Origin of the sequence: Micromonospora sp. KC213 (assembly GCF_004348325.1) — a bacterium.
Lineage (GTDB): Bacteria > Actinomycetota > Actinomycetes > Mycobacteriales > Micromonosporaceae > Micromonospora.
Map to the genome: position 1 here is coordinate 122,187 of NZ_SMKF01000002.1, position 23,701 is coordinate 145,887.

25 protein-coding genes are annotated in these 23,701 nt (G+C 71.6%); 19 read left to right on the forward strand and 6 right to left on the reverse strand.

Translation table 11 applies throughout. From position 1 onward, the window contains the following. Positions 1–244: 244 nt before the first annotated feature. Positions 245–2,029: an N-acetylglutaminylglutamine amidotransferase gene (locus tag E1166_RS01220; protein ID WP_132334962.1), complete on the forward strand. Its 1,785-nt coding sequence runs from the start codon at positions 245–247 to the stop codon at positions 2,027–2,029. 17 nt (positions 2,030–2,046) lie between these two features. Here the strand turns inward: E1166_RS01220 and E1166_RS01225 are convergent, their stop codons facing one another. After that, positions 2,047–3,642: a DUF6461 domain-containing protein gene (locus E1166_RS01225; RefSeq protein ID WP_207913891.1), complete on the reverse strand. Its 1,596-nt coding sequence runs from the start codon at positions 3,640–3,642 to the stop codon at positions 2,047–2,049. A gap of 424 nt (positions 3,643–4,066) precedes the next feature. Here E1166_RS01225 and E1166_RS30675 point away from each other — a divergent pair, with 424 nt between their 5' ends. The 13 genes from E1166_RS30675 (at position 4,067) to E1166_RS01285 (ending at position 16,334) form a co-directional block, all read left to right on the forward strand. Beyond that, positions 4,067–4,213 carry a hypothetical protein gene (locus tag E1166_RS30675; protein ID WP_165942506.1) on the forward strand — a complete coding sequence of 49 codons (147 nt, stop codon included), beginning with the start codon at positions 4,067–4,069 and terminating at the stop codon, positions 4,211–4,213. Further along, on the forward strand, positions 4,210–4,299 hold the full coding sequence (gene kdpF, locus E1166_RS01230) for a K(+)-transporting ATPase subunit F (RefSeq protein WP_132261319.1): 90 nt from the start codon (positions 4,210–4,212) through the stop codon (positions 4,297–4,299). The genes E1166_RS30675 and kdpF overlap by 4 nt, the downstream gene beginning before the upstream one ends. Next, positions 4,299–5,954, forward strand: coding sequence for a potassium-transporting ATPase subunit KdpA (gene kdpA / locus E1166_RS01235; RefSeq protein ID WP_132334966.1), 1,656 nt, complete (start codon positions 4,299–4,301; stop codon positions 5,952–5,954). The genes kdpF and kdpA overlap by 1 nt, the downstream gene beginning before the upstream one ends. 20 nt (positions 5,955–5,974) lie before the next feature. After that, positions 5,975–8,158, forward strand: coding sequence for a potassium-transporting ATPase subunit KdpB (kdpB, locus tag E1166_RS01240; RefSeq protein ID WP_132334968.1), 2,184 nt, complete (start codon positions 5,975–5,977; stop codon positions 8,156–8,158). Next, a complete protein-coding gene (locus tag E1166_RS01245; RefSeq protein ID WP_132334970.1) occupies positions 8,158–9,039 on the forward strand; it encodes a potassium-transporting ATPase subunit C in 882 nt (293 codons plus the stop codon). Before kdpB ends, E1166_RS01245 begins: the two co-directional genes overlap by 1 nt. Positions 9,040–9,099: 60 nt before the next feature. Further along, on the forward strand, positions 9,100–11,652 hold the full coding sequence (locus E1166_RS01250; protein ID WP_132334972.1) for a DUF4118 domain-containing protein: 2,553 nt from the start codon (positions 9,100–9,102) through the stop codon (positions 11,650–11,652). Further along, complete coding sequence (locus E1166_RS01255; protein ID WP_132334974.1) at positions 11,649–12,332, forward strand: response regulator; 684 nt, start codon at positions 11,649–11,651, stop codon at positions 12,330–12,332. Before E1166_RS01250 ends, E1166_RS01255 begins: the two co-directional genes overlap by 4 nt. Before the next feature lie 124 nt (positions 12,333–12,456). Further along, entirely contained in the window at positions 12,457–13,353 is an 897-nt protein-coding gene (locus E1166_RS01260) for a hypothetical protein (RefSeq protein WP_132334976.1), read from the forward strand. Between the two features lie 86 nt (positions 13,354–13,439). Further along, on the forward strand, positions 13,440–13,634 hold the full coding sequence (locus tag E1166_RS01265) for a helix-turn-helix transcriptional regulator (RefSeq protein WP_132334978.1): 195 nt from the start codon (positions 13,440–13,442) through the stop codon (positions 13,632–13,634). Continuing rightward, positions 13,621–14,031: a hypothetical protein gene (locus E1166_RS01270; protein ID WP_132334980.1), complete on the forward strand. Its 411-nt coding sequence runs from the start codon at positions 13,621–13,623 to the stop codon at positions 14,029–14,031. Before E1166_RS01265 ends, E1166_RS01270 begins: the two co-directional genes overlap by 14 nt. A gap of 128 nt (positions 14,032–14,159) precedes the next feature. Further along, a complete protein-coding gene (gene rpmF, locus E1166_RS01275) occupies positions 14,160–14,339 on the forward strand; it encodes a 50S ribosomal protein L32 (protein ID WP_132181545.1) in 180 nt (59 codons plus the stop codon). After that, positions 14,336–15,580: a GTP-binding protein gene (locus E1166_RS01280; protein ID WP_132334982.1), complete on the forward strand. Its 1,245-nt coding sequence runs from the start codon at positions 14,336–14,338 to the stop codon at positions 15,578–15,580. The genes rpmF and E1166_RS01280 overlap by 4 nt, the downstream gene beginning before the upstream one ends. A gap of 16 nt (positions 15,581–15,596) precedes the next feature. Next, positions 15,597–16,334 (forward strand): class I SAM-dependent methyltransferase, encoded by a 738-nt coding sequence (locus E1166_RS01285; RefSeq protein ID WP_243710070.1) that lies wholly within the window; start codon positions 15,597–15,599, stop codon positions 16,332–16,334. A 116-nt stretch (positions 16,335–16,450) separates the two neighbouring features. On the opposite strand, the gene E1166_RS01290 is transcribed toward E1166_RS01285, so the two are convergent. Together E1166_RS01290 and E1166_RS01295 are read right to left on the reverse strand one after the other, a co-directional pair. Further along, positions 16,451–16,714, reverse strand: coding sequence for a type B 50S ribosomal protein L31 (locus E1166_RS01290; RefSeq protein ID WP_132334984.1), 264 nt, complete (start codon positions 16,712–16,714; stop codon positions 16,451–16,453). Beyond that, complete coding sequence (locus tag E1166_RS01295) at positions 16,711–18,000, reverse strand: GTP-binding protein (protein ID WP_132335012.1); 1,290 nt, start codon at positions 17,998–18,000, stop codon at positions 16,711–16,713. Before E1166_RS01295 ends, E1166_RS01290 begins: the two co-directional genes overlap by 4 nt. Positions 18,001–18,079: 79 nt before the next feature. Between E1166_RS01295 and rpmB the strand changes: the two genes are divergently transcribed. Genes rpmB through rpsN form a run of 3 tightly spaced genes read left to right on the forward strand, consistent with a single transcriptional unit; the run spans position 18,080 to position 18,790 of the window. Further along, positions 18,080–18,316: a 50S ribosomal protein L28 gene (gene rpmB / locus E1166_RS01300; RefSeq protein ID WP_132334986.1), complete on the forward strand. Its 237-nt coding sequence runs from the start codon at positions 18,080–18,082 to the stop codon at positions 18,314–18,316. After that, positions 18,316–18,483 carry a 50S ribosomal protein L33 gene (rpmG, locus tag E1166_RS01305; protein WP_013287204.1) on the forward strand — a complete coding sequence of 56 codons (168 nt, stop codon included), beginning with the start codon at positions 18,316–18,318 and terminating at the stop codon, positions 18,481–18,483. Before rpmB ends, rpmG begins: the two co-directional genes overlap by 1 nt. Position 18,484: 1 nt before the next feature. After that, the gene (gene rpsN, locus E1166_RS01310; RefSeq protein ID WP_132334988.1) at positions 18,485–18,790 is read left to right on the forward strand and encodes a 30S ribosomal protein S14; all 306 of its coding nucleotides are present in this window, start codon (positions 18,485–18,487) and stop codon (positions 18,788–18,790) included. A 206-nt stretch (positions 18,791–18,996) separates the two neighbouring features. Here rpsN and E1166_RS01315 read toward each other — a convergent pair whose 3' ends face one another. Continuing rightward, the gene (locus E1166_RS01315) at positions 18,997–19,359 is read right to left on the reverse strand and encodes a metalloregulator ArsR/SmtB family transcription factor (protein WP_347813006.1); all 363 of its coding nucleotides are present in this window, start codon (positions 19,357–19,359) and stop codon (positions 18,997–18,999) included. Between the two features lie 104 nt (positions 19,360–19,463). On the opposite strand from E1166_RS01315, the gene E1166_RS01320 reads away from it, so the two are divergent. Continuing rightward, on the forward strand, positions 19,464–21,431 hold the full coding sequence (locus E1166_RS01320; protein WP_132335014.1) for a heavy metal translocating P-type ATPase: 1,968 nt from the start codon (positions 19,464–19,466) through the stop codon (positions 21,429–21,431). Here the strand turns inward: E1166_RS01320 and E1166_RS01325 are convergent. Next, complete coding sequence (locus E1166_RS01325; protein WP_132334990.1) at positions 21,373–21,795, reverse strand: GNAT family N-acetyltransferase; 423 nt, start codon at positions 21,793–21,795, stop codon at positions 21,373–21,375. The genes E1166_RS01320 and E1166_RS01325 overlap by 59 nt on opposite strands. Positions 21,796–22,106: 311 nt before the next feature. Continuing rightward, entirely contained in the window at positions 22,107–22,544 is a 438-nt protein-coding gene (locus E1166_RS01330) for a PRC-barrel domain-containing protein (RefSeq protein WP_132334992.1), read from the reverse strand. Positions 22,545–22,695: 151 nt separating this feature from the next. Between E1166_RS01330 and E1166_RS01335 the strand changes: the two genes are divergently transcribed. Next, the gene (locus tag E1166_RS01335; RefSeq protein WP_132334994.1) at positions 22,696–22,953 is read left to right on the forward strand and encodes a hypothetical protein; all 258 of its coding nucleotides are present in this window, start codon (positions 22,696–22,698) and stop codon (positions 22,951–22,953) included. Positions 22,954–23,701: the final 748 nt, after the last annotated feature.

The window sequence follows — 23,701 nt, forward strand, 5'->3', positions numbered from 1 at the left end:
CACCCGACGGCGTCATGCCCTCACCGTACGATCCGCAGCCCCGCTTCCGGGCCGGATCGGTCAACGCAGGGTGACGGCCGGGCCGCCCAGCGTGAGGAAACGCTGTCACGGAGTCCAGGTGTGCGCCTCGCCTCAGCGGGTAGCCCCCGGCGGCGGACCGTGTCGGTGGTCGTCGGCGGGGTCCGGATCGCAGCGGCGCGTGGTGACGAATCACCGGACCCGAGGACGGAAAGGGTGGCCACTGGTGTGTGGCATCAGCGGGGAAGCGCGGTTCGACGGTTCGCCGCCGGACGCCGACGCGGTGGCCAGGATGAGCGACGCGATGCGCTCGCGGGGACCCGACGGCGAGGGTACGTGGAGCGACGGGTGGATAGCACTCGGACACCGCCGGCTCACCATCATCGACCTGTCCGACGCCGGCGCGCAGCCGATGGTCCGGGAGGACCTGGGTCTCGCACTGGTCTTCAACGGCTGCGTCTACAACTATCCCGAGCTGCGCGAGGAACTGCTGGCCGCCGGGCACACCTTCCGTTCCACCAGCGACACCGAGGTCATCCTGGTGGCGTACGCGCAGTGGGGTGAGGCGTTCGTCGACCACCTGGTCGGCATGTTCGCCATCGGTTTGGTGGACCGGCGGCGACGGCGGCTCGTGCTGGCCCGCGACCGGCTCGGCATCAAGCCCCTCTACCTGGCCGAGACACCGGGACGACTGCGGTTCGCCTCGACTCTGCCGGCGCTGCTGCGCGGTGGGGACGTCGACACCGGCATCGATCCGGTGGCGCTGCACCACTACCTGTCGTGGCACTCGATCGTGCCGGCGCCCCGGACCGTGCTGCGTGGCGTGCGCAAGCTGCCCCCGGCGACGCTGCGGGTGATCGACGAGGACGGACGCAGCCGGGAGCGCGTCTACTGGCAGCCGGAGTACGCCCGGCAGCCCGCCCACACCGGCATGGACGCCCGGGACTGGCAGGCGGCAGTCGGTGGTGCGCTGCGCACGGCGGTACGGCGGCGACTGGTCGCGGACGTACCCGTCGGGGTTCTGCTCTCCGGCGGGCTGGACTCCAGCCTCATCGTCGCGTTGCTCGCCGAGGCCGGTCAGCACCACCTGCGGACGTTCAGCATCGGGTTCGACAGCCGGGGCGGGGAGGCCGGCGACGAGTTCGGCTACTCGGACCTGGTCGCCCGCGCGTACGACACCGACCACCAGCGCATCCGGCTGGCGAACGACGACCTGGTGCCGGCGGTACGGGCGGCGGTGGGCGCGATGACCGAACCGATGGGCAGCCATGACGTGGTGGCCTTCCACCTGCTCAGTGAGCAGGTGGCCAGGCAGGTCAAGGTGGCCCAGTCGGGGCAGGGCGCCGACGAGGTGTTCGCCGGGTACGGCTACCACCAGCCGCTGGCCGCGGTGCCCCGCGAGGGTGCGGTGGAGGCGTTCGCGGCGGCCTTCTTCGACCGGGACCACGCCGAACTGATCCAGGTGGTCGGCCCCGGGTACGTCTGCGAAACCGACGTCAGCCACGAACTGCTCGTCGCGGAGCTGGCCGCGCCCGGCGCGGAGACCGCGCTGGACGCGGTGCTGCGCCTGGACACCCACCGGATGCTCCCGGACGATCCGGTGAAGCGGGTGGACAGCATGAGCATGGCCTGGGGGCTGGAGGTCCGCACCCCGTTTCTCGACCAGGACCTGGTGGCGCTCGCGGCGGCCTGCCCACCGGAGCACAAGGTGGCCCAGGGCGGCAAGGGGGTGCTCAAGGACGTGGCCCGCGAGGTGCTGCCTGCCGAGGTGATCGACCGGCCCAAGGGGTACTTCCCGGTGCCCGCGCTGCGCAACGCGGACGGGGCGATTCGGGACCTCATCATCGAGGCGCTGCGGGCGCCGGCGGCCAGGGAGCGAGGGCTGTTCCAGCCCGGGTACGTGCAGGAACTGCTCACCGACCCGGAGGCGGCGCGGGCAGCAGCCGGCAGCAACAAGCTGTGGCAGCTCGGCCTGCTGGAACTCTGGCTGCAGACCCACGACATCCGGTGAGGCCCGCTCGGTGCGGATCAACCGGGGTCGGAGATGCGGAAACCGACTCCGGCGGCCTGGATCTGGGCGAAATCGTCGGGGGTGATACCACGGCCGGTGAACCGCTCCACCGCGACGAGACCTTTCGGTACCCGATCGTCTAGATCGGCGAAATCGATCTCGGCGAGCGCGGCGGCTACCGCGGGGTCGGCGTCTACGGCGGCCCACGGTTCGAACGAGGCGAGCAGCCGCCCCCGCTCGGCGAATGACAACTGGGTCAACGCGTTGACGTTCCAGAACATGCTCGCGGCTCGTCCTCGTGCCGATGCCGCCCGCAGGACCGCTCCATCCGAGCCGCGGAAGCCGTTGTACTCCACGGCCAGGACCGCTTCGGCGGTGTCGAGCACGGCGACCCACGCGTCGAGGTAGCGGCGAAGGTTCGATTGCAGTTCGAGGTCGCGGATGGCTTCGGGTCGATCCGGGTCGGCGCCGAAGGCCCGCAGGACCTCCTCGACCGTCATGCCGGTCACCACGGTGACCGTCGCCGCCACCGACAGCGGCGTACGGCGGATCCAGCGGTACGCCCGCTCCGGGCGTGGGGGCCGCACCGGCTCGGGTTCGCCGCGCAGGCGGTGGCCGAGCCGGTCGGTGCGGCGGTGCACGACCTGCGGCGCGGCCGGCGCGGCCCACACCACCAGCTGGTAGCTCTCGTATTCGCTGTCGGCCTCGTCGCGGCCCCGTGCGTGCACGCGCAGCCGGTAGTCACCCGGCCACGGTGGGGTCTGCCTGCACAACGGTGGATCGCTTGCGCCATCTGGGTCGACAACCGACGCCTGGCCCTCGCCGGCCCGCCAGCTCACCTCGACGATGTCCTCCCAGCCGGACTCCACCTCCGTCGGCGCCTCCGCCAACACGCTCAGCTCGACCCCCACGCTGCCCTCGGCGATCCCGGTGCGGATCATCGCACCGCCGTCCACGACGGCGACCAGCCCGTTGTCGCCGAAGTCGACCGTGGCGGGGAGCTGCCGGTCGATCAACGCGAACCGACTTCCCGCCACCCGCACCCGTCCGAAACTTTGGCGGGGCAGGCGGTACCCGGCTTGGATCTTGGCCAATAGCGCCGGGGCGTACGCCGGTGGCATCGGGGTCTCCCGTAGCAGGACCGCGGCGGTGCCGATCCCCAGGCCCACGATGGCGGCCTCGCGGCCGACCACCGACAGCGGAGCGTGCGCCTGGTCGACGACGGTGCCGGCGGTGGTCACGGCGAGGGCGAGGTACGCCGCGCCGTGCCATGCGGCGACGGCGGCTTCGTCGGCTGCCTCGGGCGGCACCGCCAGCAGTGGAACGACCAACGGGTGCGCGGCGAGCCGCCGGGCCAGCGACAGCACCAGGTCAGCGGTGCCGGGGCGCATCTGTTCCAGCGTCCCGACGGCGGTCACCGCCTCGCTCTCATGGCCGAAGGAGACGACCGCGAAACATCCGGCGGCATGTGGTGTGGGCAGATGCGTGGCGAGGTTCGGTGCGTCGGGCGGTGCCAGACCGGCGACGGTCAGTTCCAGCGCGCCGAACAGGCGCTCGACCGGCAACGCCCCCCGTTCGCGGAGCGCGACCAGCACATCCGGATCCGTCGGCACCTGGCGGGGTGTCCGGAGGGTGCGGCCGAGCCTTGGTGAAGCAGGGACTGCCTCGTGAGGTGTGCCCAGCCGCCCCAGCAAGGCTGCGGGCCCGGCCGGGACGCGGCTGGCGAGCAGCGGAAGCGTTGCCGTGACCACTGTCGCCAGCTCTGCCACGACCTGGTCGGGAACCAGGGACTCGTCAGGAACCTCGTGCATCATCCGCCTCCGAACCCCGACCGCATGGACTCGGCGCGAGGCTAACGAGGGGGTGGGACGAAACCGGCCGCGCGGACCCGTGCCGGGCGGCACGTCGCGGTCACCGTCGAGCCGGACACCCCCGCCTGCCGCAAGCCGCGAGGTCCGTGTGAAAACGGCGTCAAAAATCCGGCGTTGGCCGTCATGGCCGCGTCACGGACCCTGTCCGTGACCCGACGAGCGGCGTGTGATTGCCCCGCGCGGCTCGGGACGCGGCCGCGCGAACGAGTCCGGTGAGGGAGAGTCAGCCGTGTCTGACGTGGTGTTCGTGCTGGTGACGGTGGGACTGTTCGCGGTGCTCGCCCTCGTGGTGAGGGGTGTGGAGAAGCTGTGAACCCCGTCAACGCCGTCGGCCTGGTACTGGCCGTCGGCCTGGCCGTGTTTCTGGTGGTCGCCCTGCTGTTCCCGGAGCGGTTCTGATGTCCGGCACGGCAGCCGGGGCGCTGTTCGTCCTCTCGCTCGCGGTGACGCTGGTCGCCGTCCACCGGCCCTTCGGTGACTACCTGTACCGGGTGGTCGACGGCACCCGGCACTCCCGCGTCGAGCGGGGCGTCTACCGGCTGGTCGGGGTCGACCCGACGGTCGAGCAGTCCTGGGGTGTGTACGCCCGCAGCCTGCTCGCCTTCTCCGCCGTCTCGGTCCTGTTCCTGTACGCCTTCCTACGGCTGCAGAACCACCTGTGGCTTTCGCTCGGATTCGGGCCGGTGGTCGCCCACGGCGCGTGGAACACCGCCGTGTCGTTCGTGACCAACACCAACTGGCAGTGGTACGCGGGCGAGTCAACCATGGGCTATCTGGTGCAGATGGCCGGGCTGGCGGTGCAGAACTTCGTCTCCGCCGCCGTCGGCATCGCCGTCGCCGTCACGCTGGTCCGCGGCTTCGCCCGCCGCCGCACCGGCGACCTGGGCAACTTCTGGGTCGACCTGGTCCGGATCACCCTGCGGATCCTGCTGCCGCTGTCGCTGCTCGCCGCGATCGTGCTGATGATCGGCGGCGTGGTGCAGAACCTGTCCACGGGCACCGACGTCGGCACCTTGACCGGAGGCAGCCAGACCATCACCGGTGGGCCGGTGGCCAGCCAGGAGGCGATCAAGGATCTTGGCACCAACGGGGGCGGCTTCTACAACGCCAACAGCGCCCACCCGTTCGAGAACCCGGCCGCCTGGACGAACTGGCTGGAGATTTTTCTACTGTTGGTGATCCCGTTCAGCCTGCCCCGGGTCTTCGGCCGGATGGTCGGCCAGGTCCGGCAGGGGCACGCCGTCGTCGCCGTCATGGCCGTGCTGGCCATCGCCAGCATCACCCTGACGAACGCGTTCGAGTTGGCCGGCGACGGCACCGTGCCGCAGGCGGTGGGTGCCGCGATGGAGGGCAAGGAAATCCGGTTCGGCGTTCCCGGCTCGGCCACCTTCGCCGCCGCCACCACGCTCACCTCCACCGGCTCGGTGAACTCGGCCCACGACTCGTACACCCCGCTGGGCGGCATGATGACCATGGTCAACATGATGCTCGGCGAGGTGGCGCCCGGCGGTGTCGGCGCCGGGCTCTACGGCATGCTCGTACTCGCCGTCGTCACCGTGTTCGTCGCCGGGCTGATGGTTGGCCGGACCCCGGAGTACGTCGGCAAGAAGATCGGCTCCCGGGAGGTCAAGCTCGCGTCGCTGTTCTTCCTGGTGTCCCCGGCCCTCGCGCTGGTCGGCACGGCGGCGGCGTTCGCCACCGGCAACGACGTGACCGCGCTCAACGTCGGCCCACACGCGCTCTCCGAGGTGCTGTACGCGTTCACGTCGGCGAGCAACAACAACGGTTCCGCGTTCGCCGGCCTGGCGGTCGGTACGCCGTGGTGGAACATCGCGCTGGGCGTCTGCATGTTACTCGGCCGGTTCCTGCCGATCGTCTTCGTGCTCGCGCTGGCCGGCTCGCTGGCCCGCCAGCAGCCCACCCCCGCCTCCGAGGGAACCCTGCCGACCGACCGGCCGCTCTTCGTCGGGATGGTCGTCGGTGTCACGGTGATCCTCGTGGCGCTGACGTTCCTGCCGGCACTCGCGCTCGGCCCGCTGGCCGAAGGGCTGTGAGCACCATGAAACAGCGCGACATGACCACGCCGGCGCCGCACGGCACCGCCGACGCGCCGACCGCCGGTACGCCGGCCACCCACGGCGACCGCGCCGGTGGCCTGCTCGACCCCGGACAGTTGATCCGGTCCCTCCCGGATGCCCTCGGCAAGCTCGACCCGCGCAGCCTGTGGCGCAACCCGGTCATGCTGATCGTGGAGGTTGGCGCGGTCTTCACCACGGTGCTCGCGGTGACCGACCCGTCGGTGTTCGCGGTCGCCATCACCGCCTGGCTGTGGCTGACGGTGCTCTTCGCCAACCTCGCCGAGGCCGTCGCCGAGGGCCGGGGTAAGGCGCAGGCCGCCACGTTGCGCAAGGCGAAGCAGGACACCGTCGCCACCCGGTTGCTCGGCTGGACGCCGGGTGCTGCCCCCGACATGTACCGCGCCGAAGAGGTCCCGGCCGCGCATCTGGCGCGGGGCGACGTCGTCGTGGTGGAGGCCGGCCAGGTCATCCCCGGTGACGGGGACGTGGTCGAGGGCATCGCCAGCGTCGACGAGTCCGCCATCACCGGCGAGTCCGCCCCGGTGATCCGGGAGTCGGGCGGGGACCGCAGCGCGGTCACCGGCGGTACCAAGGTGCTCTCCGACCGGATCGTCGTGATGATCACGCAGAAGCCGGGCGAGAGCTTCGTCGACCGGATGATCCACCTGGTCGAGGGTGCCAACCGGCAGAAGACCCCGAACGAGATCGCGCTGAACATCCTGCTCGCCGCGCTCACGATCGTCTTCCTGCTGGCGGTGGTCACGCTTCAGCCCCTGGCCATCTTCTCGAAGGGCTACCAGGGAGCCGCGGCGGACAGCCAGGCGATCACCGCCACCGGGATCAGCGGGATCGTGCTGGTCTCCCTGCTGGTCTGCCTGATCCCCACGACCATCGGGGCGCTGCTGTCGGCGATCGGCATCGCCGGCATGGACCGCCTGGTGCAGCGCAACGTGCTGGCGATGAGTGGCCGGGCCGTCGAGGCCGCCGGCGACGTCAACACGCTGCTGCTGGACAAGACCGGCACCATCACGCTCGGCAACCGGCAGGCCGCCGAGTTCGTGCCGGTCGAAGGCGTGCAGCGGGCGACCGTCGCCGACGCGGCGCGGTTGTCCAGCCTCGCCGACGAGACACCGGAGGGACGTTCGGTCGTGGTGCTGGCCAAGAACGAGTTCGGGCTGCGCGAGCGCGAACCGGGCCTCGTCCCGCACGCCACGTTCGTGCCGTTCACCGCGCAGACCCGGATGAGCGGCGTCGACCTTACCCCGGAGGACGCCGGGCCGGCGCGGCGGATCCGCAAGGGTGCCGCCGCCGCGGTGATGAGATGGGTACGCGAGAACGGCGGCCACCCCACCGAGCAGGTCGGTCAGATCGTCGACGAGATCAGCGGCATCGGCGGAACCCCGCTGGTGGTCGCCGAGCACGTCGACGGCCAGCCGGCGCGTGCGCTCGGCGTCATCCATCTCAAGGACGTGGTCAAGGCCGGCATGCGGGAGCGGTTCGACGAGATGCGCCGGATGGGCATCCGCACCGTGATGATCACCGGTGACAATCCGCGTACCGCCCAGGCGATCGCCGACGAGGCCGGTGTGGACGACTTCCTCGCCGAGGCCACCCCGGAGGACAAGCTCGCCCTGATCAGGAAGGAGCAGGAGGGCGGCCGGCTGGTCGCGATGACCGGCGACGGCACCAACGACGCGCCGGCGCTCGCCCAGGCCGACGTCGGCGTCGCGATGAACACCGGCACCTCGGCGGCGAAGGAGGCCGGCAACATGGTCGACCTCGACTCCGACCCGACCAAGTTGATCGAGATCGTGGAGATCGGCAAGCAGTTGCTGATCACGCGCGGCGCGCTGACCACCTTCTCGATCTCGAACGACATCGCGAAGTACTTCGCGATCATCCCGGCCATGTTCGCCGGCATCTACCCCAGCCTGGACGCCCTCAACGTCATGCGGCTGGCCACCCCGGAGTCGGCGATCCTGTCCGCGGTCATCTTCAACGCACTCGTCATCGTCGCGCTGATCCCGCTGGCCCTGCGCGGCGTCCGGTACCGCCCGGCATCCGCCTCGAAGCTGCTGCGCCGCAACCTGCTGGTCTACGGCCTCGGCGGCATGGTGGTGCCGTTCGTCGGCATCAAGCTCATCGACCTGCTCGTCCAGTTCGTCCCGGGGGTGTCCTGATGCGTCTTCCCAGCTGGCTCGCCCGACACCTGGCCGCCCTGCGCGCCCTGCTCGTCCTCACCGTGCTGCTCGGGCTGGCGTACCCGCTGGCCATGGTCGCGGTCGGCCGGATGCCCGGCCTCGCCGGCAACACGGGCGGATCGCTCGTGACGGTCGACGGCCGCGCCGTCGGCAGCACGCTGATCGGCCAGTCCTTCACCGACGCCGACGGCAACCCCGTTGCGCGCTACTTCCAGTCCCGCCCGTCGGCAGCCGGCGACGGCTACGACCCGACCGCCACCGGCGCCAGCAACCTCGGCCCGGAGAGCGTGGTCGACACCATCGCCGCCGACCCGGCGGCGTCGAGGCCGAGCCTGCTCACCCGGGTGTGCGCGCGCAGCAAGGCGGTGGGGGAACTCGACGGCGTCGACGGCCGGCGCCCGTACTGCACCGCCGACGGGGTGGGGGCGGTGCTCGCGGTGTTCCGCCGCGACGGGCTGACCGGCCCGGTCACCCGGGTCGTCAGCGTCAACCAGGTCGCCCCGGCCACCCCGTTCCTCGGCAGCTACCAGGGGGTGCCGGTCGAGCTGGCCCGCCCCGGTGAGGACTACGTGTCCGCCGGTGGGCTGGTTGTCCTGATCCGGGGCGACGCCCCGGCCGAGCCCGCCGTGCCAGCCGACGCGGTCACCGCCAGCGGCAGCGGCCTCGACCCGCACATCTCCCCGGCGTACGCGGACATCCAGGTCGCCCGCGTGGCGCGCGAGCGCGGCGTGGACCCGGCGGCGGTCCGTCGCCTGGTCCGGGAGCACACCACCGGCCGGCTGCTCGGTTTCCTGGGCTCGCCGGCGGTGCACGTGCTGGACCTCAACCTGGCACTCGACCAGCGGTTTCCCGTTCGCTGAGGCGGGCCCCGTCCTGGGCGGATGATGACAAGAGGCACTTCGGCGAAGGAGAGGACGCGGGTGGCGCGGGGAGAGCTGCGCATCTATCTCGGCGCCGCACCCGGCGTCGGCAAGACCTACGCGATGCTCGAGGAGGCTCACCGGCGGGCCGGACGGGGCACCGACGTGGCGATCGCCTTCGTCGAGACCCACGGCCGCCCCCACACGGCGGCGATGATCGGCGATCTGGAGCAGGTGCCCCGGAAGACGATGACGTACCGGAGCGCCGAGTTCACCGAGATGGACCTCGACGCGGTGCTCACCCGGCGGCCCGAGGTGGCCGTCGTCGACGAGCTGGCCCACACCAACGTGCCCGGCTCCCGAAACGGCAAGCGCTGGCAGGACGTCCAGGAGCTGCTCGACGCCGGCATCACCGTGCTCACCACGGTCAACATCCAGCACCTGGAGTCCCTCAACGACGTCGTCGCCCAGATCACCGGCACCACCCAGCGGGAAACCGTCCCGGACGCCGTCGTCCGCGCCGCCGAACAGGTCGAACTCGTCGACATGACGCCCGAGGCGCTGCGTCGGCGGATGGCCCACGGCAACATCTACCGCCCGGACAGGATCGACGCGGCGCTCGGCAACTACTTCCGGGTCGGCAACCTCACCGCCCTGCGTGAGCTGGCGCTGCTCTGGCTCGCCGACAAGGTCGACGACCAACTCGACGCCTACCGCGCCCAGCAGGGCATATCCGCCACCTGGGAGACCCGGGAACGGGTCGTCGTCGCGCTCACCGGCGGCCCAGAGGGCGACACGCTGATCCGGCGCGCCGCCCGTATCGCCGACCGGAGCAAGGGCGCCGACCTGCTGGCCGTACACGTCGCCCGCAGCGACGGTCTGGCCGGTGCCGACCCGGCCCAACTCGCCCGGCAGCGGCTGTTGGTGGAGAGCCTCGGCGGCACCTACCACCAGGTGCTCGGCACCGACATCCCCGCCGCGCTGCTCGACTTCGCCCGCGGCGTCAACGCCACCCAGCTCGTCCTCGGCGCCAGCCGACGCGGGCGGTTCGCCCAGATCCTGTCCCGCGGGGTCGGCGTCACCACCACCGCGCTCTCCGGCGCCATCGACGTCCACCTGGTCACGCATCCGGAGGCCGGGCGGGGCCGGCGGTCCCCTGTCCCAGCGGCGCTGTCCCGGCGGCGCCGGCTGCTCGGCTTCGCGCTCACCATCCTGGGCATGCCCGCCCTGACCGCGCTGCTCAGGGTCCTGCCCGACCTCACCCTCACCAACGACATCCTGATCTTCCTCGCCGCCGTCGTCGGGATCGCCCTGACCGGTGGGCTGTGGCCGGCGCTGCTCGCCGCGCTCGGCGGGTCACTCCTGCTCAACTGGTTCTTCACCCCGCCCTTCCACACCCTGACCATCGCCGAGGCTGACAACCTGCTCGCCCTGGGTGTCTTCGTCGGCGTGGCCATCGCCGTCAGCGGTGTCGTCGACGTCGCCGCCCGGCGTACCCGGGAGGCGGCCCGCGCGTCCGCCGACGCCCAGACCCTCGCCACTGTCGCCGGCAGCGTGCTGCGCGGCGAGCGGCCCCTGCCCGCGTTGCTGAACCGGCTGCGGGAGACGTTCGGGCTGCGCGCGGTGAGCGTCCTGGAAAGCGCCGACGAGGTTGCCGGCCGCCCCGATCTCGGCCGTGACGACACCGTCTGGCAGGCGGTGGCCGCCGTGGGCGAGCGACCGCCGAACCGCCCGGACGAGGGAGAGACCGCGGTGCCGGTCGACGATCGGCTCACCGTCGTCCTCGCCGGCCGTCCGCTGCACGCCTCCGACCGGCGCATCGTCGAGGCGTTCGCCGCCCAGGCCGCCCTGGCGCTGCGCCAGGAACGCCTCGCCGCGGAAGCCGCCACCGCGCGGCCCCTCGCCGAAGCCAACCGGATGCGTACCGCACTGCTTGCCGCCGTCAGCCACGACCTGCGTACGCCACTCGCCTCCGCCAAGGCCGCCATCTCCAGCCTGCGCAGCCACGACGTCCAGTTCGACACCGCCGACCAGCACGAACTGCTCGCCACCGCGGACGAGTCCCTCGACCGGCTCGGTCGGCTCGTCGCCAACCTGCTCGACATGAGCCGCCTGCAGGCCGGTGCCCTCGGCGTACACCCGGTGGCACTCGGGCTGGAGGACGTCGTACCCCGCGCGCTCGACGAGCTGGGCCCGGCCGCGGCCCACGTGGCCACCGACATCCCCGCCGACCTGCCCACCGCCAGCGCCGACCCGGGCCTACTGGAGCGGGTCCTGGTCAACGTGGTCGCCAATGCCCTGCGCCACAGTCCACCCGGCCAGCCACCGGCCATCACCGCCAGCGCGCACGCCGGCCAGGTCGAGCTGCGGGTCATCGACCGTGGGCCCGGCATCCCCGAAGACCAGTGGGAACACGTCTTCCAGCCGTTCCAGCGGCTCGGGGACCGGGACAACACCACCGGTGTCGGTCTCGGTCTCGCCCTGTCCCGCGGGCTCGTCGAGGCCATGCACGGCAGCATCACCCCCGAGACCACCCCCGGCGGAGGACTCACCATGGTCCTGCGGCTGCCCGCCGCCACGCCGGCCGAGCCGACGGAGGGCCCGCAGGAATGACCCGCATCCTCGTCGTCGACGACGAACCACAGATCCTGCGGGCCCTGCGCATCAACCTGCGTGCCCGCGGCTACGACGTCGACCTAGCCGCCACCGGCACCGCCGCGCTCAAGACCGCGGCCAGCCGCCCACCTGACCTGGTCGTGCTCGACCTCGGCCTGCCGGACCTGCACGGCGTGGACGTCATCCGAGGGCTGCGTGGCTGGACCACGGTCCCGATCATCGTGCTCTCCGGACGCGCCGGCAGCGACGACAAGGTGACGGCGCTCGACGCCGGTGCCGACGACTACGTCACCAAACCCTTCGGCATCGACGAACTCCTGGCCCGCATCCGCGCCGTCACCCGTCGCCACGGTCAGGGCGGCGAGGCGTCCGGGCCGACGGCGCGAATCGGCCGTCACACCGTCGACCTCGCCGCCCGCACCGTCACCCGCGACGACGGCGCCGACGTCAAACTGACTCCCACCCAGTGGGGCGTACTGGAACAACTGCTGCGCAACCCCGGCAAGCTGATCACCCAGCGGCAACTTCTCCGCGATGTCTGGGGACCCGAGTACCAGAACGAGACCAACTACCTACGCCAGTACCTGGCGCAACTGCGCCGCAAGCTCGAAACCGACCCCGCCCGCCCCCGTCACCTCATCACCGAGCCCGGCATGGGTTACCGGTACCGACCATGAGACCGCCCAGGATCGGTTACGGCACGGTCCGATTGACGTCGACCGGACGTTCGGGCGGCATCGGGGTGGAACCTCCCTGACAGACTGGCAAGGGTCGACTTCTGGGGGACCCATGTCGCGTCGGATGTCTGGCCTGGTGCTGCTGACCCTGAGCTTCCCGCTGCTGATGCTCGGGATCACCGCGTGGAGGGAGGCGAACCACGAGGCGGGTGTCCGGGCGTGGCAGCTCGAGGAGGCCGCCTCCGCTGCCGACCCGAAGGACCGGGAGGATTTCGCCGAATACGCGGGATACACCTTGGACCGTCAGCAGAGCGCGGAGAGAACCCGGAACTGGCTCCTGACCGTCGCCGTCCTCGGCGCCGGCGGTGGCATCGCGTTGCTCCTGCCGATCCGTCGCCGGCCCGTCGCCGAACCGGCGTCGGATGACCCCGCCCAACCGGCGCGGGACGCCGCTGCGGAACCGGCGCAGGACGGCACCGCCCAACAACCGGTTCAGGACGACGCCGGCCCGCCGGGCCTGTTCCGTCCGTGCCGGGCCTGCCAGTGGCGGATCTCGGTCGAGGCGATCGCGTGCCCCCGCTGCGGCTGCCCGCACGAGCCGGTGCCGGAACAGTCGGCGCCGGTCAACGGGATGCAGCGCGCCTTCTACATCGCCCTGCTCGTGCTCGGCCTCGGGTCCGCCACGGTGATCTACACCGTCCTGTTCGACAGCCTGTCGGAGACCAGGCTCGTGCAGATCGCACCGTACTGGCTCTTCCCGAGCGTGTTCGGTTACTACGGGTTGGTGGCCCAGCGTATGGAGGCCCGGCGGCAGACGACCCACCTGGGCACCGTCTCCGAGCAGTTGCTGAACGTCATCCGGGAGGCCGGCGGGTCCCTCGGGCAGGTGATCGCCCTGCTGATCCACGCTCCTTTCCTGATGGTCAAGAGCCGGCGACCGTGGGTGGTCGCCTTTGTCGGCTCACTGATCTGGGCGATCGGGCTGTTCGTCTTCCTTGAGGTGATCTTTCCCGGGCTGTAGCGGCACCGACCGTGGGCGACTGCCGGGCGCGCGCCGAGGTGTAAAGCAGCCTTGACACACTGAGCTGTGACAAGCATGCTTTACACATGCGCAACACGGTGCGGGAACTGCGGACGGATCGCGGCATGGCGCAGGGCGATCTGGCGGCGGCGCTGGGTGTCTCACGCCAGACCGTCAACTCGATCGAGACGGGGCGCTACCTGCCGTCCCTGCCGCTCGCGATCGCGCTGGCCCGGTTCTTCGGCAAGACGGTGGAGGAGGTCTTTCATGTCGACAAATGAGGGTGCGGCCCGCAGGGCGTGGTCGTGGAAGCGGTGGTCCACGGTGGGATTCGCCGTGCTGTGCGGCCTTGCCTACCTCGTGGCGGGCTTGCGGGGCGGTGACCGCACGTTCGCCTTCGTGGGGTTGGGGTTGATGTCCACCATCGCGGTGCTGCTCCTCGTCCTCGCCCGGACGAGCGAGACCGTCGCCGGCCTGCTCGACCGGCGCGACGAGCGGATCAACCGCATCGACGGCGATGCCACCACCTTCGCCGGGATGACGCTGATCGCCGCCGTGCTCGCCGGCTTCGTCATCGAGGTCGCGCGCGGGCAGGACGGGCAGCCGTTCGCCGCACTCGGCGCGACAGCCGGGGTGGCGTACGTCGTCGCCCTGGTCGTGCTGCGCATCCGGCGTTGACGGGGGCGGGCCGCCGGGTGGTGGCCCGCCCGTACGCGTGCTGCTCCCGCCGCCCGGCCGGTGGTCCTTGCTGGAAACGAAAATCACTTCCGATAGTCTGTGGGTCCGTCGTCGAAGGAGAACCTCTCGTGGCCGTACCCAAGCGGAAGACCTCCCGGTCGAACACCCGGCACCGGCGGGCGCAGTGGAAGGCGAGTGTGCCGCAGCTGACCCCCTGCCCGTGCCCGCGCAAGGAGATGGTGGTGCCGCACCGGGCCTGCGCCCACTGCGGGCTCTACAAGGGCCGCCAGGTGGTGGACCAGCCGTGACCGGCCGGCTGCCGGTCACCGTGCTGTCCGGCTTTCTCGGCGCCGGCAAGACCAGCCTGCTCAACCACGTCCTGGCCAACCGGGACGGGTTGCGGGTCGCGGTGATCGTCAACGACATGAGCGAGGTCAACATCGACGCGGCGCTGGTCCGCGACGGGGGAGCGCTGTCGCGGACCGAGGAACGACTGGTCGAGTTGACCAACGGCTGTATCTGCTGCACGCTGCGCGACGACCTGCTCGACGAGGTGGCCCGGCTCGCCCGGCTGGGCCGCTTCGACTACCTGCTCATCGAGTCCAGCGGCATCTCCGAGCCGATGCCGGTGGCCGCCACGTTCGCCTTCGGCGTCGAGGACGGGCAGGTCCTCGACGATCTGGCCCGGCTGGACACCACCGTGACGGTGGTCGACGCGGCCGGGCTGCTGGCCCGCATCGAGGCGGGCGAGACGCTCGAGGCGCGCGGACTGGCCGCGTACGAGGGGGACGACCGCAGCATCTCCGACCTGCTGGTCGACCAGATCGAGTTCGCCGACGTACTGGTGGTCAACAAGACCGACCTGGTCACCACGGAGGAGTTGGGTGTGCTGGAGGCGCTGCTGACCCGGCTCAACCCGGCGGCCCGGCAGGTCCGCACGGTGCACGGGCGGGTGCCGCCGGCGGAGATCCTGCACACCGGCCGCTTCGACCTGGAACGTGCCGAGACCGCCCCCGGCTGGGTGGCCGAACTCAACGGCGAGCACGTGCCCGAGACCGAGGAGTACGGCATCTCCAGCATCGTCTTCCGCGATCACCGGCCGTTGCATCCGCAGCGGCTGTGGAATCTGCTCACCGACGGGCTGGACCGGTTCGGCGTTCTGCGCTCCAAGGGCTTCCTCTGGTTGGCCAGCCGCCCGGACGTGCAGGCGCTCTGGTCGCAGGCTGGCCCGTCCGGGCGCTGCGACCCGGCCGGCGTACCGGTCGCGGTCTCCGGTGAGTGGCCGGAGGATCCCGTCGACCGGGCCGAGTTGGCGTCCCGCTGGCATCCGGTCTTCGGCGACCGCCAGCAGGAACTCGTCCTGATCGGGGTGGGGCTGGACGCCGGCGGCCTACGCGCGGCGTTGGAGGACTGCCTGCTCACCGAGGCCGAGATCGCCGTCGGTGAGGACGGCTGGCGGGCACTGCCCGACCCGTTCCCGGAATGGGACTTCGGTGACGAGGACGAGCACGCGCACCCCGAACCGGTCGTCGTCCCGGCTCGGCGCTGACGTGTCCACTCACCTCGTGCCCGAAGACGTGGCCGGATGGCGGCGGGACTGGGAGGCGATGATGCGCCACTACCAGCCCGGCCGGGACGCCCTCCTGACGGCCGGGCTGGACGCGGTCCAGGCGCTGACCGGCCGGCCGCCACAGCGGGTACTCGATGTCGGCGGCGGACCGGGCACCACCGCCGAGGCCGTCCTCGCCCGTTGGCCCGACGCGCAGGTCACCGTGCTCGACGTCGACCCGGTGCTGCTGGCGCTCGCCGATGCCGCGCTGCCGGGCCGCGTCCACACCGTGTCCGCGGACCTCGGCTCACCGGGCTGGACGGCCCTCGCCGGCGGCCCGTTCGACCTGGTCCTGGCCATCATGACCGCGCACTACCTGCCGGAACAGCGACTCCGGGACTGGTACGCCGAGGCGCGCACGGTGCTGCGTCCGCACGGACTGCTCCTGCTGGCCGACCCCGTAGCGGACGACCAGCCGGCTGCACGCCCGGCGGAAGCGCCCCAGCAGCGGCGAGACAGCGCCGGCGATCCGTGGACGGACTGGTGGCGTCAGCTCGCCGGGCATCCGGTCCTGGAGCCGCTGCTGCGCCGACGGGCCGCCCTCCTGGCCGGGCTGACCAGCGCGGAGTTCGTGGCGCCGGTCCGCTGGCACCGGCAGGCGGCGTCTCGGGCCGGGTTCGGCCCCGCCGTGACGCTCCGCCGGGACGGCGACCACGCGCTACTGGCTCTGCCGGCGTCCGGGGAGGTGCGGTGACCGGCTCCTCATCGCACTCCGTCGGCGTTGTGGTGGTCGGTCACCGGTCATCGACCGGCCAACCCGTGTCGGCGAGGCAGGCAGTCCACGGGCCGGCCGGTCGATGAGTAACCGGCTCAGCGTGAGCGCTGTGGCCCGCGTCGGGCGTACTTGGCGCGGAACTTCTCCACCCGTCCCTCGGTGTCGAGCAGGCGCTGCCGCCCGGTCCAGAAGGGATGGCTGGCCGAGGAGATCTGCACGTCGATCACGGGGTACGTCTTGCCGTCGGTCCACTCGATGGTCTGGTCGCTGCTGGCGGTGGAGCGGGTGAGGAAGGCGAAGTCGGCGGCGCGGTCGCGGTAGACGACGGGCCGGTAGGTGGGGTGGATGCCGGGCTTCACGTGGGTTCTCCTTCGGTGTCGGTCGGGTCCAGGCCGGCGAGCGGGAAGCAGCCGGCGAACGGGTCGTGGTAGGTGCGCCAGGTCTCCTCGCCGTCGGCGAGTTCGGCGTCGGTGAGCAGGCAGCGGCTGAGGGTGCGGTGCAGGTCGGCAGGGTCGAGGTCCAGGCCGATGAAGACGAGGTGCTGGTGGCGGTCCCCGTAGTAGGGGTCCCAGTCGAGCGCCGCCGCGAGCCGACGGTGGTCGGAGGCGTGGTCCCAGTGCTGGTCGGGCAGGACGGCCAGCCAGCGGCCCAGGCAACCGAGGCCGAGGCCACCGCCGGCAAACTCCCAGGTGACCACCGTTTCGGGTTGGCTGGCCAGCCAGAGGTGGCCCCGGGAGCGGATGACCTCGGCGTTGACCTCTTCCAGGACGTCGTGCAGCCGGCCGGGGTGAAACGGGCGCCGGGCACGGAAGACCACCGAGACCACGCCGCAGTCCGGGTGCGGCTCGTGCACCCCGAGCGAGTAGCCCTCCAGGCCGCGGGCCAGCACGCCGGGGGTTTCGGGGCGGTGCCGGCCGGTGCCGCGTAGCTGGCGGGTCAGTTCGCCGGCGTCGACGTGGTCGCCCTGGACGGACACCAGGGTCGCCCAGGGGGCCATCCGTTCCAGCAGCACCGCGAGGCGGCTGGTGTCGTACGCCCCTTCCGGTGAGTCTCCCCAGAGGACCAGCGTGTCGGCGTACTCGATCTGCCGGACGACGACGTCGGCTAGGGCGCGGCCGTCGTTGTCGGCGGCCTGGATGCCGAGGGCCCGGAGCTCGTCGGTGCTGGCGAGGCCGTCGAGCAGGTGCTCGGCGGCCACGACGGTGACGTAGGAGTCGATCCGCAACAGGTCGGCCAGGGACGCGCCGTCGACGAGGCAGTGCGCGCAGGCGGCGGCGACGGCCTCGGGTTCGACCACCTCGGGCAGCATCAGCAGCAGGTCCCGGCCGGGGTGCGCGCGGGCGAGCCGGGCGAGGGTGGGCAGCACGTCCTCCCGCAGGGTGCAGGAGACGCAGCCGTGGGCCAGGGTGATCCGCTCGTCCTCCCACACCCCGGCGGCGTCGCGGACCACCCGGTGCACGGTGCCCTCGCGGACCTCGGCGAGATCGTGGCGGACCAGCAGCAGTGCCGGGTCGGCGGCGAGGAGCGCGCGAGCGACGGCGTACGTGGCGGCCGGCCAGAAGCCGCTGAGCACGGTCAGCGACGGCCGGGTGCCGGCCGCCGGGGCTCCGGCGTCGGCCGGTGCGAGCGGTGACGTCGACATCACAGTCCTCTCGACCAAGTTGAAAACGGTTGTCATTATAGGCACGTGATCGACCACAAGGCTCGTTGTGAAGGAGTGACCCGTGTCCCGACGCTGTGACGTCACCGGGGCGAAGCCGAGCTTCGGCAACGCCGTGTCCCACTCCCACCGGCGCACCCGCCGCCGGTGGAACCCCAACCTGCAGAACCACCGCTACTGGCTGCCCTCCGAGCGGCGGTGGATCCGGCTGACCCTGACCGCCAAGGCGCTGAAGACCGTGGACCGCAAGGGCATCGAGAAGGTCGTGGCCGAGCTGCGCGCCCGTGGGGTGACTCTCTGATGGCCCGGCAGACCGACGTCCGCCCGATCGTGCGGCTGCGCAGCACCGCCGGCACCGGCTACACGTACGTCACCCGCAAGAACCGCCGTAACGACCCCGACCGGCTGGTGCTGCGCAAGTACGACCCGGTGGTACGCCGGCACGTCGAGTTCCGCGAGGCACGCTGAGATGGCCCGCAGGAGCCTGGGCAACCGGCAGGCCGGCCGTGCCGAACTCGTCGCCCGGCACGCCGGGCGCCGCGCCGGACTGAAGCGGGCCATCGCCCGCCCGGACACCGATCCGGCCGTCCGGGACGACGCCGTCCGCCAACTGGCCCGCCTGCCGCGGGACTCCAGCCCGGTACGGCTGCGCAACCGCGACATGGTCGACGGGCGGCCACGCGGAGTGCTGAGCCGCTTCGGGTTGTCCCGGCTGCGGTTCCGCGAGATGGCGCTGCGCGGCGAACTCCCCGGCATCCGCAAGGCGTCCTGGTGAGCTACCGGCGGCCGGGGGCTTGCTTCACGTCGACGCTGGAGGGCAACGCCCTGCTGTAACTGAAAGCCGTTACCATTACCAGAATCCGCTGAGAGTGGGGGGTATCTCTGGGCGGACGGATCCGGCCGGCGCGGCCCCGCACACACGGGTGTCGCGCCGGCCTGGTTGTCCTCGGATGGGGTGGTGAGACGCGGCAGGGGGGGTGGTCAACGACCGGTGGCTGCCTCGCCGCCGACCGGGCCGAAGGTGTGCCCGGCGGTGCCGTGCCCGGCGGTGTCGCCGTCGTGGTGGTCGGCGTGGAAGAGTGCCTCGGTCAGCAGTCGCTGCACATGCACGTCGGCGGCCGAGTAGTAGACGAAGGTCCCTTCCCGTCGGCCCCGTACCAGCCCGGCGAGGCGCAGCTTCGCCAGGTGCTGGCTCACCGCGGTCGGTGCCGCACCAACCAGTTCGGCCAGGCAGGCGACCGAGGACTCCCCCTGCAGCAGCGCCCAGAGGATCTTGATGCGGGTCGGGTCGGCGAGCAGCCGGAAGCCTTCGGCGGCGAGCTGGACCTGCTCGTCGTGCGGCATGCGGAAATCCGGCAACGACGTGTGCACGCTCTCACTCTACCGGCCACGGCTCCCTGCCTGATCTACTGCATGCGAAGATGCGCAGGTATGCTGCCGGCGTGACGATGACCCGGGAAGCCACGCGGACTCCCTCGGCGGCCCCACCACCGGCCAAGCCCCTCACCCACCGCCTCTGGGCCCTGCCCGAAGTGCGGTGGGCCGCCGCGGCGCTGGTGCTGTTCGCCCTCGGCGGCGCCGCCCAGCTGGCCGGCGCCCCGGCGCCGCTGTGGTGGGCGCTGTACCTCGCCTGTTACCTGGCGGGCGGCTGGGAGCCGGCGCTGTCCGGCCTGCGCGCACTGCGCGAGCGCACCCTGGACGTGGACCTGCTGATGATCGTCGCAGCCCTCGGCGCCGCCGGGATCGGCCAGGTCTTCGACGGAGCGCTGCTGATCGTCATCTTCGCCACCTCCGGGGCGCTGGAGGCGTTCGCGACAGCCCGCACCGCCGAGTCCGTCCGCGCACTGCTCGACCTCAGCCCGGACCGGGCCACCCGAGTCGGCCAGGACGGGAACGAGGAGACGGTGGATCCGGCACGGCTGCGCGTCGGTGACCTGATCCGGGTACGCCCCGGCGAGCGCATCGGCGCCGACGCCGTCGTCGTCGACGGCACCAGCGAGGTCGACCAGGCGAGCATCACCGGCGAACCGCTACCGGTGGACCGGCGGCCCGGCGACGAGGTCTTCGCCGGCACCGTCAACGGCACGGGGGCACTGCTGGCCCGGGTGCACCGCCCCGCCGGAGAGACGGTGCTCGCCCGGATCGTCGCCCAGGTGGAGCAGGCCTCCGCCACCAAGGCACGCACCCAGCTGTTCATCGAGAAGGTCGAGCAGCGCTACTCGATGGGCGTCGTGGTGGCCACGCTCGCGCTGTTCACCGTGCCACTGATGCTCGGCGCGGCGCTGCAGCCCACCCTGCTGCGGGCGATGACCTTCATGATCGTGGCCTCCCCCTGCGCGGTGGTGCTGGCCACCATGCCGCCGCTGCTGTCCGCGATCGCCCTCGCCGGCCGGCACGGCGTACTGGTCAGGTCCGCGGTCGTGATGGAACGCCTCGCCGACATCGACGCCGTCGCCTTCGACAAGACCGGCACCCTCACCGAAGGCACCCCCGTGGTCACCGCCATCCACCCGGTCGGCCCCATCCACGACGAGGGCGGGCTGCTGCGCCTGGCCGCTGCGGCGGAGGCACCCAGCGAGCACCCACTCGCCGCGGCCGTGACCGCCGAAGCCCGCCGCCGCGACCTGGCCTTTCCCGCCCCCCGCGACTTCACCGCCACCCCCGGTGTCGGCGTCGTGGCCACCGTCGACGGTCACCGGGTACGGGTTGGCAATCCCACCCTGCTCGACGAACTGCCCCCGTCCCCGGAGCAGGACGCGGTCCGCACCGCGATCCAGGCAGCCCAGGTCGGCGGGCGTACCGCCGTGGTGGTCGTGGTCGACGACGCGCCGGCCGGCGTCCTCACCCTCACCGACCGGGTACGCGCGGACGCCGCACACACCGTCGCCACCCTCGGTACGCTGACCGGCCGCCCCCCGGAACTGCTCACCGGGGACAACGCCGCCGCCGGCGGACGGCTCGCCGAGGACGTCGGCATCCGCACCGTCCACGCCGGGCTGCTGCCCGCCGACAAGGTCGACCGCGTCGGTGCCCTGCAAGCCGACGGACGGCGGGTGCTGCTGGTCGGCGACGGAATCAACGACGCACCCGCCCTCGCCGCCGCCGACGCCGGCGTCGCCATGGGCCGACGCGGCTCCGACCTCGCGTTGCAGACCGCCGACGCGGTGCTGATCCACGACGACCTCACCGCCCTCCCGGCGGTGCTCGCGCTGGCCCGCAGAGCCCGGCGGATCGTGGTGGCGAACCTGGTGATCGCGGGCACGTTCATCGCCGTGCTGGTCACCTGGGACATCGTGGGTCACCTGCCGCTGCCGCTGGGCGTCGCCGGCCACGAGGGCTCCACCGTCATCGTCGGCCTCAACGGCCTGCGCCTGCTGCGTTCCGCCGCCTGGCGCCGCGCCCGCGACGGCCGCTGATCCTCGGTGTGGGCATCGCCGGCGGGGCCAGCCCCCGGTCGGGGACGATCAAAGACCTCCGATAGCGCCAGACCGTCACGTTGTGGTAGCAGCCGAGCGCTGGAACAGCGTTCCGGAGCGTGTTGGTCTTCCAGGCATCCAGCCGGAGCCACTTCTTGCCGCCGTGCGCGGCTCGTTGTGCGGCCTGGTTGAGCATCCACGTTCCCACACCGTGTCCGCTGAAGGACCGGTCGACGGCGAGGTGACTCAGGTAGAGCGCTGACGTCGGGTGGTCTGCGGGTGTCCAGAAATCCTTGTCGGGCACATCGTCGAGCGTCATGGTCGTGATCGGAACTCCGTCGCCGGTTTCCGCCAGCAGGAGCACGCCCGCCTCGATGCTTGGACGTAGCTCGTCGGCGTGCCACAGCCACGCCCCACTGGTCCATGCCTTGCTGCTGTGGCCAGATGACGGCGGCCGTTGAGGATGATAATCAGACCGTCGAGATCCGCACCTGTCGCAAGGCGCAGTCGATGCGTCACCTTGTGATCATATGGATCGGCGAGGATCACCTGGGCGGTGCCTGGGCGGCGGCCGGAGCGGGAAACGCCCTTTGCTGGTCTTGCCCGAGGCTTAGCGGCTCGGAGGTGTGCAGGCGTGTGCTCAGCGAGCCGGACATCCGGGATTCTCCGCGCCGCTCAACTCTGCTGGTAGCTGTCCGTGTAGTAGGCGCCGATCCGCTGGCGGTACTCCGGTCGACCGAAGTCGTCCGGGTCGAAGGCCGGCGACTCCTTGACCTGCGCGCGGCTGCGGTCGACGTGTACCACCCGCTCCAGGTGGTCCACCCGGTCGATCGTGCCCACCGGCAGCAGCACCTTCTTCCCCAGAATCCAGGGTCCGGTGTCCACCACCAGGTACCGCGCGTCGGCGTCCTCGCTGGCCTGGTCGATGGAACCGATCCTCCCGTCGGTCGCCTCCACCCGGTACCCCACCAGGTCGACCGGGGTGCCGGGGCCGGGCGCGTCCGGACCGTCGTGTTCCGAGCGGTCCTGCGGCTCCTCGGTGGGCCTGGTCTGGTCGTACCCGCCGGCGAGAGCTGCCGGGTCTCGCCAGGTCCACGGGTTGAACGGCTGCATGTCGGACACCTCCGGCGCGTCATCCGGCTTCCTGGTCCCATACAGAGGTGCCCCCGTACCGCAGCCCGGAAACAGCACGCGTACGCGCGACGCCCGGCCCGAGCGGAACTGCCCGTGTCGGCCGCCCGGCCCGCTGGCATACTCGCTGACCATGGTGTTGTCCCGCGGCTGGTCGGTCTTCCTCGGCGCTGTCGGCGTGTGGACCTGGCTGATCTGGCCGCGGTTCGCGGTCGCCATCTGGAACGACCCGCGCGCATGGTCCACCGGCACCGTTGGCGACGGGGCCCCGACCGGCTTCTTCTGGGTGCACGCCCTGCTCATCGCGGCATCACTCGCCATCGGCACCACCGTCGGGCTGCTGGGGGTACGCGGCTGGCGCGCCGCCCGCCGCCGCGGGCCGGCAGCCTGACCCGTGCCGCCCATCTGCTCGGGCGCGACGGACGGATGCCGGAGATGCCCGGTTCAGTCGGCGTGACCCCCGGGCAGTCCGACCTTGCGAGTGCAGCACCCACCGGATGAGGCCGGCTTGGGCAACGGTGTACCGGGGAAGGTGTGACGCGGGACGCCGGCGGCGGATTTGACGATCATCCGGCCGGGGGCGTAGCTTTCTCTCTGCCAGCGCGGAACGGACGAAACAGGCGAAAGCCTGGAAGGCCGGAGCGCGGGAATGGACCTGGGGGTGCGGAGGTTATGCCTCTGGTAACCGGGACCGGGCGGTGTCCCTGGATCTGTCGTGAGGCGGATTTGGCGGGGCGGAGCCGACCGGGTATGGTTGACGACCGGCAGGGTACCGGGCGAGCGTGCGGGAGACCGCAGCGGCCGGCCTGCTGAATCCGATGATCAAACGCAGCGGGTGACTGCTGCGCGCGATCGCGGATGCCAACCCGTACGAAGCGTGACAGACCGGGACACACCGGTTGACACGGGGAAGACGGTGAGGTAACGTAGTAAGAGTGCTCGCCGCGGGAGTGGTGGTCACGGGTGGATGTGGTGCCCCGGGTCGGGGGTCCTCGGTTGAGGGTTTCCGGGCGGTGTGTGGTTGTTCTTTGAGAACTCAACAGGGTGCTTGTAAAGCCAGTGCCAAATTTGTTTTGATACCCCGGACTGGTCAGGCTTTGGTCTGTCTGGTTGGGATTCCTTTGGCAGCATTGTTTGTT